This is a genomic window from Vibrio sp. Isolate23, from assembly GCF_022398095.1.
In the GTDB taxonomy this organism is placed as follows: domain Bacteria; phylum Pseudomonadota; class Gammaproteobacteria; order Enterobacterales; family Vibrionaceae; genus Vibrio; species Vibrio coralliilyticus_A.
Map to the genome: position 1 here is coordinate 204,625 of NZ_JAKEUV010000002.1, position 15,508 is coordinate 220,132.

Genomic DNA, 15,508 nt, shown 5'->3' on the forward strand with positions numbered 1-15,508 from the left:
TTTTGTCTCCTTACTTTTGCTCTGTTGAGTTGGCGTAAATTAAATGCGGGTTAAAAATCTTATTGAGAGAATGAAGCAGTAATCCAACACCACTTATTGCCATAAACATAAACGACAATGGAATCATGGCTTTAATTACCCAGCGATAGGGTAAGCCACCTGGATCACCAGACGTTTCACCCAGGGCGAAACTTTCTTTAGCGAAATCAACGCCGTACCAAGCCACCAGCAGGCAAAACGGGAAAAGAAAAACGATGGTACCGATTAAATCAATGATCGCCTGAGCTCGATGAGACAAGCGCTCGTAAAAAAGGTCTACCCTGACATGGCCACCAGCTTTAATGGCATAAGGAACACCTAATAGGAATACGGCAGAGAACAAGTGCCACTCCATTTCCTGAAATGCAATGGAAACATCGTTAAACACGTAGCGCATCACCACATCGTAAACGACATTTGCGAGCAATAAGATAAACAGGATACTCGACAGCCATCCTAGGAAATCGCCGAAGCGATTAAAGATGCGCTCTATATAGATTAGATTTCTCATTCCCTACTCCATGGAACTTTGAAATAACTCCGCTTGGCCGAAGCCTGCGGAGCTTTGTTATAGACTCTTCAAATTATAAGAGAGTTTTCTTGGGCTTCTCGTTGCCAGCTCATTCAAACTGGCAACGAATTTTTATGATTATTGTTGTGCCTGACTGTTCAGGTATGCGCGGTGCGAGATGTCAGACCAAGGACGAACTTGCTCGATGTAAGCTGCCTGAGACGCTTGGATCTCTTTTGCCATTTCATCTTTGTCAGCATGTTCTTTAAGTAGACGCTCGTTAGCTTCGCGAAGTGCTGTCATAACTTCCGCTGGGAAGTTTTTCACCTGTACATTTGGATATTCAGACTTGATTGACGCCCAGTTCTTACCACTTTCGTGTTTAGACTGAGTGTACATATCGTAAGCCGCAGTTTTCATGGCAACCTGAAGAATCGCTTTCAGATCGTCAGGCAGACGGTTCCAAGTGCGCTTATTGATCAGGAATTGCAACTCTGTACCTGGCTCATGCCAACCTGTGTAGTAGTAAGGTGCAATCTTGTGGAAACCCATACGTAGGTCAAGTGATGGCCCTACCCACTCAAGTGCATCGATAGTGCGGCGCTCAAGCGAGGTATATAGCTCACCCGGTGCGATATTGGTTGGTTTTGCACCCAGCTCCGCCAAAATCTCACCGGCAAATCCAGGGATACGCATTTTCAGACCTTTTAGGTCATCGACAGAGTTGATCTCTTTCTGGAACCAACCACCCATCTGAGTATCTGTGTTACCTCCAGGGAAAGACATCAGGTTATGAGGTGAATAGACTTTCTCCATTAACTCCATACCACCACCGTAATAGAACCAAGCGTACTGCTCTGTCGGCAGCATACCAAATGGCATCGAGGTGAAATAAAGCGTATTAGGCACTTTACCTTTCCAGTAGTAAGACGCAGAGTGCCCCATGTCATACTGGCCCGATTTCACCATGTCAAACACGCCCAGTGGTGCTTTGTGCTTATTTGCAGAGTCGATTCGAATCTGAAGGCGGCCATTAGACATTTCTTCCGCCATCTTCGCCATGTTTTTGGTTGCGTCACCAAAGATTGGGAAGTTTGGCCCCCAAGTTTCCGCCAGCTTCAAGCGGTACACTTTTTCAGCAGCATTCACTGATGTCGCAGCAACAGCTAGTACTGCTGCCATAGCCGTACCTTTCAGTACTCGTTTCAAAGATTGTCTGATTAGACTCATGTTCACGTCCTTTGTTAGATTCAGCAACTTTCCAGCTACTTTTTACTCAAGCAAAGAGTGGTTCATCTAATCAGTTTTAGAAATAAGCGTGAACACGGAGAAAAATTAACAATGTCGTTTGCTATTTGACTTGTTAATTACGTATTTCTACGTAGGCCAAAGTGCAATAAAGATTTTTAATCATTAACAATCAATCTATTACATAGAGGCAAAATATGAGTTTATTTCAATAATACGTAGACAACGATACGTGATACGGATAGGTGGGGATTTTTTATAAATGTGACAAATGTTAAATATTGATAGATATAGCGATAACTGACCAGATATTATTCTCAAAATAACAGCGCCCCGACATTAAAGTCGGGGCACTTCTATTCGTTCTCAACAACAGAGTGCTCTGCTGTTCAAAAGAGCGCTATAACAGTATGAATTAAAGGGCTTTATAGATAACTTTGTTACCTGCTAGCTGCTCTTTTGCCACTAGGTTTTCTTCTAGCAGTTTTTTCAACGCGCCCGTCGCCCATGAAGCAGCTTTGGCTTCTTCTTGGCCTGCGGCAAGACCAATGCCTTTCGGGTTAATGCCTTCTGCATTGGCAACAACAATATCTAACACTTGTTGTTGTTTAGGAGTCAGTGCAACGCTAACTTCTTTAGTCGTAACAACTTTCTCCGCTGCTGATGCTACAGCTACTTTTTTCTCAACTACAGGCTTAGCTTTCTTAGTTGCTTCTACGTTTGCAACTGTCGCCTTAACGCGTTTTTGCAATTTCATCTGCACTTTACGCTTATGAGCAAGTCTCATCGAGTTTCTCTCCATTTCACTGCATCCGGAGCAGTGGTGAAAATTTGAAGCGCGATTTATACCAAAATTTTGCGGCTATTTACAGGGTATAAGGGGCTTTATCGAGCAAAAATGCGTGATATGCTGTCATCAGACTACAATTTAATCAGTGCTGATTATGATCCTTTTCATAACTACTGAATATATAAACAGAGGTTTGGGTCACTGCTAGGGAGTCGTAAATGCAGACGTTGCATCTTACCAATCAACCTATCCGGCTTTCTTCACCGTTAGCCAAAATCATTGCGACTATCGCATCTATTATAATGATTTCTCTTGTTATGTTTTCACCAGACTTTCAACAAGCCCTTTTAACGCTGGTGGTAATTTTATCGCTGGTTGGTTTTGGCTACCTGATGATTCTTAAAGGCACAGTTTCCTACACGTTGACGGCTACACATTTTCAGCAGCACTTGTTCAAAGGCGGTTGGGTAGTGAAATGGAATAACGTCAGCAAAATTGGCATCTGCCACTATGATCAAGAAGGCTGGCAACAACCTTTGCCTTGGATTGGCATTAAACTCAAACACTACTCCCCTTATCTCGATAGCATCTGCCCTCGAATCGCCACAGAAATCCTTCTCAGCCAAAGAGCGCTGCTGTATCTCGGTGCCAAGCAAAGTCAACAGGGCATTCAGTTTGAAGACATCGTTTTGGACTCTCAACCTTACAAGAACTCAACAGGAGAAGAGTATTCAGGTTTACAAGCGATGCTCGCTAATCGCATGCGATACCAGAGGAACTACTTTGATTACGATATATTCATTTCTGCTCATGACTTGGATCGATCGGCTGAAGAGTTTGTCGGGCTAGCAAGACGATATCTTGCGGCTGCAGAGCCTGAAGAAGGTTAAGAATAACAAAAGGTCGCGCGAGGCGACCTTTTCAGTGATTAATAAAGTGGCATCTCATCGGCCACAAATGGGTTGGAAGCGCGTTCTCTGCCAAATGTCGACTCTGGACCATGGCCAGGTACAAACCGAACGTCATTACCTAGAGGCCAAAGTTTGGTTTTAATCGAGTGAATCAGAGTATCGAAATCGCCTTTAGGAAAGTCTGTACGTCCGACTGAACCGTTAAATAACACATCACCAACAAAGGCCAATTTAGCTTCTTTACTGAATAACACCACATGACCCGGTGTGTGACCAGGTGTGTGGTAGACATTGAGAACTTGATTACCAAACTCTACGGTATCACCATCATTCAACCACTTTTGCGGTTCGAATGCTTCGGCCAATGGAAAACCGAACATCTGGCTCTGCCCTGCTAAGCCCTGAAGCCAGAAATTGTCATCTTTGTGTGGACCGACAATGTCTACTCCACCAAGTTCATCGGACAAAGGTTCACTACCACCAACATGATCCAAATGACCATGCGTCAAAACCAAGTTTGTCACCTTAACCCCTAACTCTTTGATCAGCGCAGCCAATTGCTTTACATCCCCACCGGGATCAACCACTATGCCTTGCATAGTTTCATCGCACCATACGATGGAGCAGTTTTGCGAAAAAGAGGTAACGGGAACGACTTGGTACTTCAGAGACATATTGAAACCTTACGAATATCTAAACTGGCGAAACTATGACATTTGGTAAGGTCTTTGACAACCTTGTCTTACGCAAACGTACTTACCAACGGCGTACAGGCCCAGTATCAATGTGCACAAAGTTACTTCTCGGATAATAACCGACTCCACCCGCTTGAAGTTCAATCGCAGCATCACGAACCCTTTTCAAATTGACGCCATCAAGTCGAAAATCAATCGCCTGCCCCAACATGTGGTAGCTCTTCTTCGCCACACCGTTTGACTTAGAGCGCAGCTCGGCGTTGGTAGCGGGAGAACGGTAGCCAGAGATGATCTGTACTTCTGCATCGACTCCAAGTTGAGATTGAATCAGCGAGATTTGATCAAAAAGATACTTATCCATCTTATGGACTTCATTGCGACGAAAGTCTCGACAGATATTATCAATTCGACTCAACTCATTCGCCACATAGACTCGGCCATCGAAATAGCAAGATTCCAGCTCTTCCCCTGTATGGAGGTTACTAAATGCCAGAGCGCGAGGTTGGTCTGGGTGGGAAGCAAAAGCAAGAGAAGGAACACAGCTGGCAACAACTAAGCCACTACCTGCTAGTTTGATAATGTCTCTACGAGAAAAATTCACAATGAGAAGCCTTCAAAATATCGTTGATGATGCGTGTCGAACGGCGACACTACCTAACTCTAAAATGAAGTGCAAATGCATAAACTGTGCTCACAGAGAGATCTTGAGCATCGAAATTTACTTAGTACTTGACCTTATTAATAAAAAAGTTCGTTGGGAGAAAATGTGATTTTTTGGTCAGGTTCACCCTTTGCCATAACTAAACCGATCCCAGCGGTAAATATCATCCCTGTAATGCACTTTGCCACCTTCTGACCATGCAGTCTGGTAAATGATGTGAACGGGTACCCACTGTTTGAGCGGAATCGCTTTATTTGCGGCAAGCTCCTCTTCTTCTAACGTCGACATATCCAGCCCTTGGGTCTCAAGTAGCCGAGTGGCAAACTGATCCGCGTGCTCAACCCTAATGCAACCTGAGCTAAATGCCCGGCTTGCTTCGTCAAACAAATTCTTACTTGGTGTATCGTGCAGGTAGATAGCACGTCGATTAGGGGTATTGAACTTGTATAACCCTAGAGCATTTTTATCTCCAGATAGTTGTGTCATCCGATAAGGAAATGCACTGGGGCGCATGTTCTGCCAATCAATATCCTCTGGGTTAATCAACTCTTTTGATCCCCACTTAGGCACAATCTTAATATTTTGCTTAACCAAATACTCAGGGTCTTCTTTTACCTTAGGAATAATATCTTCAACCATAATTTTCCAAGGCACGTTCCAAGTAGGATTAAGGATCAGTGAGTCCAGCTTAGTCGTCATCATCGGTGTTGGTCTGCCTTTACGCCCCACAACTACTTTGGACTGAAACACAGCTTGACCTGAGTACCAATATTTCATTTCAAAGCCCGGAACGTTCACCACAATGATGGTGTCACGCTCAATCGGCCACAGTCGACTGCGCTCGGCATTGAGTGCCAAAATGGATAAGCGTTCACTCGGGCTAGTATTAAGCCAGCGAATCGTATCGGGGCCGATAATGCCATCACCGATTAAACCATGAAGGCGTTGGAACTGCTTTACTGCAGCTTCTAAGGTAGCATCGTACCTGCCGACATCACGTCGAACTCCCGACAAATCGACATCGACCATCTCCATTCTGACTAACAACACTTCGCGGTTTTCAAGTTTATCACCGATTTCTCGTAATCCCCGCTGGTGATATTTAGGGAGGTTCAATTCTTCAAACTTTACAACGTGCAGGTAACTATCTATCAGCTGCTGGTAGTCATCACTATCAGGCGTATACACTTCGATCAGCTCGCTTAACTGCTGATGTTCGACCGCCACTGCGACAGCGATCAAATTGGTCTGGCTCAACCTCGGTAAGGGCTTATACAGCTTAGACTCGAAAAACCAGTCATAGCCAAGCAGCTTGGCTTGCTCAGCATAACTGATATAAAGAAGTAAGGTGTCCGTGGCGAGCAAGTCGTACTCATGCCAACGATTGCTTTTCCGATAATATTCAAGATATCTTAGCTGGCGTGCAAAAAGGGGGCTAAAACCAGCACTGGTAATGATTTCAAGCTGAAACTCAAGGCGAGAGCTCTGTTGCAGGTCAAACCAAATCAGTTGATTGTGATTGCTCTGATAAATCTGCTCAACATCTCTCGAATACTGTAAAACTCTTAGGACGTGACTGTCAGGCTCCAACCAGCCAATACGCTCAAAATAGCTACTGGCCCACGTTGGTGTAGAAAGCATTATCAGCAGTAATAGAAGGGGGTTAAGTCTAGCCATCTTACTCTCCAATCTAATCGCCCGAGATCAAAGTATGGCAGAGAAATAAGAGGCTAGGATGAAATGTTGATGAGAATATTAATTTTCCCAAGCTTTACAATGAAGTAGGCTAAGAAATCATCGACCAGTGGTTATCCCATTGAATTCCTGACTGAATTTTTTTCTTCTCTTCGGGTGAATATTGCGTGATCACGCCGCCAGCCCCCGAGCTAACTCGGAAAAAGCCGTTCTGTACGACGACACCCGAAGCGTCTGGTAATGAAGCCAATTCAACCATTTTTCTGGTTTGTTTAGACCAGATTCCATAGCAGTTTCCGCGAGGTGATGTTGCCAAGATCCACTCATCGGTTGCCGCAATACTCGCTATGTAATGATTAAATCTTGCCCACTGTTCCGGTTCCCCTTCAAGCGGGATCATTTCACCACCTTGAGTATGCATTGCCAAAAGAGACGGGTACTCATCAGGCTCACCACGGTACTGCTGACCGCACAGGACAGTTTTGTCACCATCATGTGCGAGATGACGAATACTCAAATGGTTATCTGGCAAAGCCACCTGCTCGGTCAGTTCGCCATTGGAGTTAAGGTAGCTCAAGCTAGGCTTCATGGTTGCAATGTTAAGCGGCTGTCGGCCATTGGTATGAACACCGCCAACACCAATTGCCAGAGAGCCATCTGGCATGGCAATCACTTCATGCGGCCCAAGGCCAAAGTTGGTGAACTCCGCCACCTTATCGTATCCAGCCAGCACATCGTAAACACCAATAATACCTCGACTGGTGCCACGTTCACCCTCAGTTGCGTACAGCCACTTACCGTCGTTCGAATACACGCCATGACCATAATAGTGACGATTGGAATGGGCGGCTGAGGATTTGATCACTTCACCCGTCATGTAATCAAACACAACGAAAAACGTACCTGGACGACGAGCAAACGCCACTGCATGGTTAAGTTTCGCGTTTGTTGCGACTCCATGCCCTCTTGCAGGAAGAGGAACTTGTCTTATCGGGTGACCAAACTCATCCGCGACTACCGCAGAGTACTTGTCTCGACCATATAAGGAGCAACCAATCAGTGCCGGCTGACCCAATGTCTCGGACGTGCTCGCACAACCGAAAGGCAGCATAGGCGCAGCAGCGCCAAACAGCGCTGCCTTGAGAAGATTTCTTCTTGTGTTATCAGTCACCATCAGTTGCGTTAAACCCTATTACGACACCAAGTTCAATCGCCACTTCTTCGTGGATAAGATACTTCAGCTGTTCCAGCTTATTGTATTGAGCGTAAGCTTTACGATAACCCTCTTTTGTCTGCAGCATGTCAAACAAACTTTCATCGGTCGGCCACGTTTCCAGTGCGGTATCAAACTGCTGAGCAATGCTGTCAGCAAGTTGTACTTTTCCACGCTCACGCAGCAGTTTATCCAGCCCATTTCCGCCCGCTAAGTACAACGCCTGCATCGCCTCAATATTAGCCTTCAAATTCAGCATGGAAGTTTCTGAACGCCAGGACTCAGCGAAATAAGGTCTTGGTTTACCAAAGTTCGCTAAAGGACGACTCATCTTTTTCATGCTGTATTCAAGCTGATTAGAAAGAAGAGAAATGTACTCAGACGTCCATGCTTTCTCATCCAGCTTGACCCAAGGGTTAGTCTCCCATGCCGTAGCAATGGTCTCAGCATTCGCGGCAATGTTCTCTGCGATTGCAATACCGGTTTGGCAGGTAGCTTGTGATGAACTCAAAGAAGAGGCTTGATCATACAACAGCCATTCTACCGAGCCTAACCCCTGAACCGTCACGCTCTGCTGTGAAATTTGCGCTTGCGTCCAAGTCTTGCTTTGGCCCGTCAGTGCAGTCATCTTGCGGCCCGTCAGTGCAGTCATCTTGCGACCCGTCGTATTTTTCTTGTCTGGCCAAAACTGAATATTCCAGCTCTGCTCAAGTGCCTTTTCAGGCCCCCTTTCCTGCCCTTGTAGTGCCATCCAAGCAACCATGGTTTGATGCCATTGTGACTTCAGTGACTCCAATTCCGTCGCGTCCGCACAATAAGCTGCCATTTGAGCGGCCAGCTTATCAGCTTGATTTGAGAAAGTGTGGGCGGCGGCAAACTCTACTTGATAAACACCCTGACTAGGATGAGAGGTTTTCTGAGCGACAGGCTCTGTGCTGCTGGTTGACTGACAACCAGCCAGCATCATTATCGAGGCAGCCAATGTTGATAAAGAAAAAATCTTCATCGTGATTCCTTACAATGAATTCAAGAAAGCGATCAATGCATCGCGCTCTTTTTGATTGAACTTGAGAACAGTTTGTTTCGCCGGCTCAGCTTCACCGCCATGCCACAATACCGCTTCCATCAGGTTACGTGCTCGGCCATCATGAAGGAAATAAGTATGGCCGTTGACTTCTTCGGTGTAGCCGATGCCCCATAATGGCGCAGTTCGCCATTCACGTCCATTCGCCAAATACTCAGGCCTGTTATCTGCAAGTCCTTCACCCATATCATGAAGCAGCAAATCGGTGTAAGGATGAATTTTCTGATTCGACAAGGCTGGCAGGCCTTCTCTCTTCATAGTTCTGACTTCGCTCTTATGGCAGCTATCACACCCTGCTTTAGCAAATAAGTTTTGACCGAGATTAACTTGCGGATCATCCATATTACGACGAATCGGTACGGCTAAGTGTTGAGAATAGAATTCAACGAAATCGAGAATGTTGTCACTCACTTCAGGAGCTCCACCGTTTGGCAATTCAGCACAAATAGATTGCTTTGACGTGCAGTTTTCATTCGGGAACAAGTTGCTGGTCAGGCCAACATCACCGTTAAATGCCGCAGCATTTTGTTGCATCAGTGTAGGCTGCCCAGATTTCCAGCCAAAGCGACCAATGGCGAAATCATTCTTCTGTATATCCCAGACTTTGTTCACCTTACCTGAGATACCATCGCCATTGGCATCATGTTCATCTGCCCAAGTTTGCAGCGTTTCATCAGAAATACTTTCTAATAGCCCCAAACCAATCATTGGCGGAGCAACGCGGGCGGAAAATTGGGTATCTGGGTGCATCTCGCCGTAACCTAAATCGGTAATTTTGAGGTTGGGCTTACGTAGCATTACTTTTGTACCATCGGTAAAGGTCACTGGTACATCTGTGTATATAATGTTGATCTGTCCTTCAGGAGTTTGATCCTGAAGTGAAAAGTCTTGTAGCTGACCACCATACGTTGGTTCTGGAATGACACCATCTTTGATGAAAGCTTTTTTCTGCTCTGGTGTCATCGCAGGAATACTCAAGCGCACTAGCATGGAAACGGCATGAATGTCCCCTTCTTCTGGTGGGTGGCCACGACCATCTTTAATATGGCAGTTTTGACAACCATTGGTATTAAAAAGAGGCCCTAAGCCGTCACGGGCATCGGTAGAAGCCGGTGCTTGTACCCATGGGTTACGGAAAAAACTGTTACCAACACTGAAATCCAGTCGCTTGGACATTGGCAGGTTTCCAGCCGGCAAAGAGTATGCATTGGCACCCTCTTTCTTAACCGCGGTACCACCGCCAGATTTCATTTCATAACCAGAAACAGAAGCACTCACCAGTATTAGAGAGGCTAATATGGACTTTTTATACAACTTCATACCAATAATTCTCGGGTAAAGACCAACACTTTGTTAAGAAATATTCTCATTAAAAGTGTGGTTATATAAACAGCAAAAGGGCTCACTAAGAGCCCTTAAAATTAATTAATTGTTTTTAGAATTCGTGGTCAGCTGTATCTGGGTTCAGGCTGTTGATACCAACGATTTTTGCCGCACGTTCGATAGATGAAGTCTGAGCAACTAGAGACATAATTGTCTCGTTTACTAGCGCGTTACCTTGCGCGTTGCCTGCTGCAATTAGCTGGTCAAAGTACTGACCGTTCTTTTCAGCAGAAGTTACAAGTTGACCTACTTGAGATCGTGTTACGTCGAACTGCTTCTGGATCTCTTCCGCTGCTGCCTTATCTTTCTGAGCTACAAGATCTGCGATGCTAGGACCAGATAGAAGCGTACCGTCTTCACGTTTGTACAGACCAGTGTATACGTTGTAAATACCCTGTTCGTTGTAGTAGTGAGAGTTGTGCGTGTTGTCAGAGAAACAATCGTGCTCATCTTCAGTAGAGTTTGCTTCTAGAGCGACTTTCATACGCTCACCAGCAAGCTCACCTAGAGATAGAGAACCCATGCCGAATAGCATTTTGCGAAGACCATTGTCTGCAGAGTCGTTGAGAAGTTCTTCACGGTAGTTACCTTTTACATCTGAAGACCACTGCTTCTCCATCCACTGTAGATCTTGAACCAGTAGATCAGCCGCTGCTTTTAGGTACTCACCACGACGGTCACAATTGCCATTAGTGCAACCTTTACCAACAACGAAGTCAGTGTAAGCACGCTCACCAGCACCAGCGTTAGTGCCGTTTAGATCTTGACCCCATAGCAGGAATTCAATCGCGTGGTAGCCAGACGCAACGTTCGCTTCAGAGCCACCCACTTCGTTCAGGTCAGCAATCGCTTCTGGAGTCAGCTGTGCAACGTCAAGTGTAGTTGCACCAATCGTTAGCTGCTTGTTTGCAACGATATTTGCGCTCGCGCCTTCGTTACCTAGCTCATATTGGTAATCAGTTGATACGTAGTCGATAAGGCCTTCATCAAGAGGCCATGCGTTTAGTTGGCCTTCCCAATCATCAACAACCGCGTTACCAAAACGGAATACTTCAGACTGTTGGTACGGTACGCGAGAGTCCAACCAAGCTTGTTTTACTTCAGCAAGTTTGGCTTCAGATGGAGCAGCAAGGAAAGATTCGATAGATTGGTCTAGTGTCTTAGCAGTAGTTAGTGCATCGGCAAATACTGCGTGAGCAACATCTGCGTAGTGTTCTACCACTTGCTCTTTTGTCACGTTCGCTGCAAAAACAGAACTGCTAGCAAGAACGAGAGAAGTGGCAACAGAGCGCGCTAAAAGTGATTGTACATTCATTGAAAAGCATCCTTGTTGAGCTTAATAATTATTCTGCAAAATAAGTGCTAATTATTCTCATTTGCACTCATAGTCGCAGATAATACAAACTTACATTTTTTTTGCAAGCGCTATACAAAAAAGCCTCACAAAAGTGAGGCTTTTATCAACATAGGGTATTCAACGGGTTACAGCTTTAGATCGTGCTTACCATGCGAGACTTTGGCTTGAAGGTATCCCTCGTTGCCTTCTTTGACATGCGCTGAAGTATTGACAGTGTCTTCAATTTCGACGCCGTGCTCTTTCAATTCACGGATCTTTTTCGGGTTATTAGTGATTAGACGGATCTTATCGACGCTTAATGCTTTGAGCATCTGCGCGGCTTCGGTGAAATCACGCAAGTCATCACCAAATCCTAGATGATTATTGGCTTCATAAGTGTTCATGCCTTGGCTTTGTAGCTTATATGCGTCAATCTTATTATATAAGCCAATACCACGGCCTTCTTGGCGAAGGTAAAGAATAATGCCACCAGACTCTCCCATCTTATTGATGGTTTCATCCAATTGCTCACCGCAGTCGCATCGAGAAGAATGGAACACGTCGCCTGTCAGACACTCTGAATGTAAGCGAACTAAAGGGCTGGACTGGGTCTTATCGGCTTGTTTGAAAATGACGGCTACGTGTTCCTTGTCGGTCTTCAGTCCTTTAAATGAAAGAAGCTCAGCCTCTATGTCACTATTTTTACCGACTTTAAAATCTACTCTGGCTCTAACTTCCGCCATATCCCTACTCACTTGAATCTTGCTATCTTCTATTTCTATCATTTTAGAAATCTCTTATGTGACTAACTATGGGGATTGATACCCGATAAATCAATGGTCAGATCACTTTTTGTTATAATATAACAATTTAATTTTGAGGCAATAAAAAACCTCAGCGAATTTTATTCGTGAGGTTCTTTATAAAACTGGGTGAGTAGGGTCGTTAGTGATTCTGTTTTTTCTTCCAAACAGAAAGTTCAATCCACAAAGCTTCAAGCACTTGAAGTTCTTCTTCGGTCAATAGAGAAAGGGTTGGTTTAGTCTGTGGCAAAGAATAAGCCTGCAATGAGCTTATTTGAGCATAAAAATCTTTGCGTAATTGAGAGATATTTGTATCCACTACTATTCCCTAAGTCTCTTTCTATAAACCGATATAAATTGGTGACTCAAACCATTTGTCTCAAAAATGATAGCAAATTACATAAATTGCGCAAAGGTATGAGCTAATTTTGAGTAATAAATCACATTTTATTTGCTAGCTATATCTTTATAATTCAGCATATTACTTGATCATATTTGATCTTTTAAAAGAGCTCTACGTAATCCAAATGATCATCATCATTCGGCCCTGCTCTTCCTAAGATGAGATCTTCATAACACTCAATTCGGTTACGCCCATTCTCCTTCGCACTGTACAATGCAGTATCCGCATGACCTAAAATCGTCGGCAAGTACTCATGCCGAGAGATCGCACATACACCGCAGCTGAATGTCATACTATTAACTCGTGGGAAGCGGAATGCCTCTATATGTCGACGAAAGCGATCAAGTTCATTGATCACTTGCTGTTTTTCCTGAGGAGGCAGCAATAAGACAAATTCCTCACCACCGAAGCGAAATAACTGAACTTGCTCTGAAAAGAAGTTCTGTAGTTGTTGAGAGAACATCAGCAGCACTTCATCTCCAATCATGTGCCCGTAGGTATCGTTGATGCCCTTAAACAGATCAAGATCAATTATCGCAACCCATGCCTGCTCACCCGCTTCATGGCCAGAGGCCAAATTAAAGCTATGAGATAACCTTTCTTCTAATGTTTTCCGATTGAGTAAACCAGTTAATTTATCCCGCTCACTCTCATGTAATACAATTAAGTAATTGCGATAAATCTTTGAAAAGCCATCGATAAGAAGTTCAAATTGAGATGGGTCCGACGTGGTTTCAATCTCTAACAACGCTGAGCTCTGCTCAGAGATAGGAATCGGGCACTGACAAACATACTGAGTGCTATTGAGTTGGTTAATAGTCAGCACACTATGACTGTGCTCGTGGCTATAACATTGCTCAGGTGCTTGATCATATCTCCATTGGTAGTCATTATTCTCACCATGTCGATAAACACTCGCGACCACAATAGAAGTACTCGATAAATAATGGACAAGACGAATTGATTCAATGGGCATCATTTCTAATAAGGTGGCAACGAGGCAGTGGCCAAGAGATAAAGAATTTCGTTGCTCAGTGATTTCGACAACAGAGTTCAGAATCTTATCTTCCATCAATCAAACCTAACCAGACTTCATTAATTAAATTCATTATAGACGTTAATAAAAATAAATGAGTTTTATTGCATATAATAAAGATTCAAGGAAGCAAACGCGCAATCACAAGGAGAAGACTATGTTCCTAGTCAGGTTGGTTTACACCAGTACCATCGCTAAAGGAGTGACTGAATCAGACATTCAAAACATTCTTGATGTGGCAAGGAAAAACAATTCCCTCATTGATGTGACAGGCTTACTTTTGTTCAATCGCAATTACTTTTTGCAATGTCTTGAGGGTTCAAGGGCGCAAGTTAATAAAATCTACCATCAGATCCTTAATGATCCACGACATGAGAATATTCTATTGCTGGACTACTCCGAAGTTGCTGAACGAGAATGCAGTGAATGGAGTATGGGGTATATCCCAGAAGTCAACGCAACCATGCCCATCCACCTTAAGTATTCAACCAACTCAAAGTTTGAACCATACAGTTTGTCTGGCAGCAGTGCTCATAAACTGTTGCTTGATCTACGTAATGTAGTCACGGTTGTTTAGCGAATAAAAACAAAGCAGCCTATTGGCTGCTTTGTTTAATCTCGATGCCCAAGTTTTACATTACCTTCTGAATCAAACCATAAGGCCTCTTTACGTCTACGGCCAATAAGAATAGGCCCATCATCGTAAAACAAAAAGTTTTTCCAGTGCTTCTTAAATACACTCCACTTGGTTTCAATAACGTTATATTTTTCGTAGCAAAAATAAACCGTAACATCGTCTTGCCAGTCAATGAATTCTGCAACTCCCTCGGGCAATGCTTCTTCATCCGACTCCCAAGCCGCCATCCAGTTCACATTATCTTTCCAGCTGGACTCTTTCATTGGCCAATCACCCGAGCTTAAACGCTCTGAGTCTGGGCTTTGAGCACTAATATTATCTTTCCAAAGCTGCGCAGCACGAGCCTGCGTCATGGGTTTTATTTGCTCTAGGTCCTGTACTGGCACAGGCATAGATTGATGAGTGAAAATCCATTTTCTTTGGTATTCATCCAAAGTGAGATACGACATTCATTTTCCTCGTAATGGCATTCATTTAAGCTTTGAGCCAGCCTTTTTGGGTGGCTTCTTCAATGATTTTCTGTGCTTTATCCCATAAAGCTTCTGAGCCATATTCTATTTTTCTATTCACTGTCAGCGCCTGTTCACGGTTTACTCCGTGTTCAAGCCAGCTCTGACCATTATTGTGGTAATTAAGCAGCATAGGAATGAGCCTATCCAAAGCTTTACCAAATTTGGCATCTGCCGATTCTGCTCGCTCAAACTCTAGCCAAAGATCAAGCAGTTCTTGTCCTTGCTCTTTTGGTAACATCGCAAACAATCGCTTTGCAGCGGCGAGCTCTTTCTCTTGCTGAACTTGCGATGCCGCAACGTCGTATACAAAAGTATCGCCAGCATCAATTTCCACTATGTCGTGCAATAACAGCATCTTAACGACGCGCGCAATATTCACCGGCTCATTAGCATGTTCTTCCATTAAAACTGCCATCAAAGCAACGTGCCAGCTGTGTTCCGCACTGTTTTCAAGACGCCCCTCCGCACTTTTCACTCGGGTTCTTCTCAAAACCGATTTCAGTTGATCCAGCTCCATCAATAAAGCCAGTTGTTGCTCTAATCGACTCATG

17 protein-coding genes are annotated in these 15,508 nt (G+C 44.3%); 2 read left to right on the forward strand and 15 right to left on the reverse strand.

All coding sequences use genetic code 11. The features are described from left to right. Positions 1-10: 10 nt before the first annotated feature. The 3 genes from L1D31_RS08015 to L1D31_RS08025 form a co-directional block, all read right to left on the reverse strand. Positions 11-550 carry a TRAP transporter small permease subunit gene (locus L1D31_RS08015; RefSeq protein WP_006958854.1) on the reverse strand — a complete coding sequence of 180 codons (540 nt, stop codon included), beginning with the start codon at positions 548-550 and terminating at the stop codon, positions 11-13. Between the two features lie 138 nt (positions 551-688). Continuing rightward, positions 689-1,780 carry a TRAP transporter substrate-binding protein gene (locus tag L1D31_RS08020; RefSeq protein WP_239836563.1) on the reverse strand — a complete coding sequence of 364 codons (1,092 nt, stop codon included), beginning with the start codon at positions 1,778-1,780 and terminating at the stop codon, positions 689-691. Positions 1,781-2,213: 433 nt separating this feature from the next. Further along, entirely contained in the window at positions 2,214-2,585 is a 372-nt protein-coding gene (locus L1D31_RS08025) for a MarR family transcriptional regulator (protein ID WP_239836564.1), read from the reverse strand. 221 nt (positions 2,586-2,806) lie between these two features. Between L1D31_RS08025 and L1D31_RS08030 the strand changes: the two genes are divergently transcribed. Next, positions 2,807-3,478, forward strand: coding sequence for a DUF2982 domain-containing protein (locus L1D31_RS08030; RefSeq protein WP_239836565.1), 672 nt, complete (start codon positions 2,807-2,809; stop codon positions 3,476-3,478). 38 nt (positions 3,479-3,516) lie between these two features. Here the strand turns inward: L1D31_RS08030 and L1D31_RS08035 are convergent, their stop codons facing one another. From L1D31_RS08035 to L1D31_RS08080, 10 genes are all read right to left on the reverse strand, one after another. Continuing rightward, positions 3,517-4,173, reverse strand: a complete 657-nt coding sequence (locus L1D31_RS08035; RefSeq protein ID WP_239836566.1) for an MBL fold metallo-hydrolase — start codon at positions 4,171-4,173, stop codon at positions 3,517-3,519. Between the two features lie 82 nt (positions 4,174-4,255). Then, positions 4,256-4,795 (reverse strand): DUF882 domain-containing protein, encoded by a 540-nt coding sequence (locus L1D31_RS08040; protein WP_239836567.1) that lies wholly within the window; start codon positions 4,793-4,795, stop codon positions 4,256-4,258. Positions 4,796-4,978: 183 nt separating this feature from the next. Further along, positions 4,979-6,532 carry a L,D-transpeptidase family protein gene (locus L1D31_RS08045; protein ID WP_239836568.1) on the reverse strand — a complete coding sequence of 518 codons (1,554 nt, stop codon included), beginning with the start codon at positions 6,530-6,532 and terminating at the stop codon, positions 4,979-4,981. Between the two features lie 109 nt (positions 6,533-6,641). After that, positions 6,642-7,724 (reverse strand): DUF1513 domain-containing protein, encoded by a 1,083-nt coding sequence (locus L1D31_RS08050; protein ID WP_239836569.1) that lies wholly within the window; start codon positions 7,722-7,724, stop codon positions 6,642-6,644. Next, complete coding sequence (locus L1D31_RS08055) at positions 7,714-8,769, reverse strand: imelysin family protein (protein WP_239836570.1); 1,056 nt, start codon at positions 8,767-8,769, stop codon at positions 7,714-7,716. The genes L1D31_RS08050 and L1D31_RS08055 overlap by 11 nt, the downstream gene beginning before the upstream one ends. Before the next feature lie 9 nt (positions 8,770-8,778). Then, entirely contained in the window at positions 8,779-10,167 is a 1,389-nt protein-coding gene (locus tag L1D31_RS08060; RefSeq protein ID WP_239836571.1) for a di-heme oxidoredictase family protein, read from the reverse strand. A 115-nt stretch (positions 10,168-10,282) separates the two neighbouring features. Next, positions 10,283-11,545, reverse strand: a complete 1,263-nt coding sequence (locus L1D31_RS08065; RefSeq protein ID WP_239836572.1) for an imelysin family protein — start codon at positions 11,543-11,545, stop codon at positions 10,283-10,285. Between the two features lie 167 nt (positions 11,546-11,712). Continuing rightward, positions 11,713-12,351, reverse strand: a complete 639-nt coding sequence (gene ribA / locus L1D31_RS08070; protein ID WP_239836573.1) for a GTP cyclohydrolase II — start codon at positions 12,349-12,351, stop codon at positions 11,713-11,715. Between the two features lie 160 nt (positions 12,352-12,511). After that, positions 12,512-12,688 (reverse strand): hypothetical protein, encoded by a 177-nt coding sequence (locus tag L1D31_RS08075; protein ID WP_239836574.1) that lies wholly within the window; start codon positions 12,686-12,688, stop codon positions 12,512-12,514. Between the two features lie 184 nt (positions 12,689-12,872). After that, positions 12,873-13,844, reverse strand: a complete 972-nt coding sequence (locus tag L1D31_RS08080) for a GGDEF domain-containing protein (RefSeq protein WP_239836575.1) — start codon at positions 13,842-13,844, stop codon at positions 12,873-12,875. A 121-nt stretch (positions 13,845-13,965) separates the two neighbouring features. On the opposite strand from L1D31_RS08080, the gene L1D31_RS08085 reads away from it, so the two are divergent. After that, positions 13,966-14,385, forward strand: coding sequence for a BLUF domain-containing protein (locus tag L1D31_RS08085; RefSeq protein WP_239836576.1), 420 nt, complete (start codon positions 13,966-13,968; stop codon positions 14,383-14,385). A 35-nt stretch (positions 14,386-14,420) separates the two neighbouring features. Here the strand turns inward: L1D31_RS08085 and L1D31_RS08090 are convergent, their stop codons facing one another. Together L1D31_RS08090 and L1D31_RS08095 are read right to left on the reverse strand one after the other, a co-directional pair. Next, entirely contained in the window at positions 14,421-14,894 is a 474-nt protein-coding gene (locus L1D31_RS08090; protein ID WP_239836577.1) for a DUF2947 domain-containing protein, read from the reverse strand. Between the two features lie 25 nt (positions 14,895-14,919). Next, complete coding sequence (locus L1D31_RS08095) at positions 14,920-15,507, reverse strand: HD domain-containing protein (protein ID WP_239836578.1); 588 nt, start codon at positions 15,505-15,507, stop codon at positions 14,920-14,922. Position 15,508 lies beyond the last annotated feature (1 nt).

Bases quoted from the DNA above. Each gene is read 5' to 3' on its own strand.
- L1D31_RS08020 (WP_239836563.1), bottom strand. From the start codon at position 1,780: ATGAGTCTAATCAGACAATCTTTGAAACGAGTACTGAAAGGTACGGCT.
- L1D31_RS08015 (WP_006958854.1), bottom strand. From the start codon at position 550: ATGAGAAATCTAATCTATATAGAGCGCATCTTTAATCGCTTCGGCGAT.
- L1D31_RS08035 (WP_239836566.1), bottom strand. From the start codon at position 4,173: ATGTCTCTGAAGTACCAAGTCGTTCCCGTTACCTCTTTTTCGCAAAAC.
- L1D31_RS08025 (WP_239836564.1), bottom strand. From the start codon at position 2,585: ATGAGACTTGCTCATAAGCGTAAAGTGCAGATGAAATTGCAAAAACGC.
- L1D31_RS08045 (WP_239836568.1), bottom strand. From the start codon at position 6,532: ATGGCTAGACTTAACCCCCTTCTATTACTGCTGATAATGCTTTCTACA.
- L1D31_RS08030 (WP_239836565.1), top strand. From the start codon at position 2,807: ATGCAGACGTTGCATCTTACCAATCAACCTATCCGGCTTTCTTCACCG.
- ribA (WP_239836573.1), bottom strand. From the start codon at position 12,351: ATGATAGAAATAGAAGATAGCAAGATTCAAGTGAGTAGGGATATGGCG.
- L1D31_RS08055 (WP_239836570.1), bottom strand. From the start codon at position 8,769: ATGAAGATTTTTTCTTTATCAACATTGGCTGCCTCGATAATGATGCTG.
- L1D31_RS08095 (WP_239836578.1), bottom strand. From the start codon at position 15,507: ATGAGTCGATTAGAGCAACAACTGGCTTTATTGATGGAGCTGGATCAA.
- L1D31_RS08085 (WP_239836576.1), top strand. From the start codon at position 13,966: ATGTTCCTAGTCAGGTTGGTTTACACCAGTACCATCGCTAAAGGAGTG.
- L1D31_RS08080 (WP_239836575.1), bottom strand. From the start codon at position 13,844: ATGGAAGATAAGATTCTGAACTCTGTTGTCGAAATCACTGAGCAACGA.
- L1D31_RS08065 (WP_239836572.1), bottom strand. From the start codon at position 11,545: ATGAATGTACAATCACTTTTAGCGCGCTCTGTTGCCACTTCTCTCGTT.
- L1D31_RS08050 (WP_239836569.1), bottom strand. From the start codon at position 7,724: ATGGTGACTGATAACACAAGAAGAAATCTTCTCAAGGCAGCGCTGTTT.
- L1D31_RS08060 (WP_239836571.1), bottom strand. From the start codon at position 10,167: ATGAAGTTGTATAAAAAGTCCATATTAGCCTCTCTAATACTGGTGAGT.
- L1D31_RS08090 (WP_239836577.1), bottom strand. From the start codon at position 14,894: ATGTCGTATCTCACTTTGGATGAATACCAAAGAAAATGGATTTTCACT.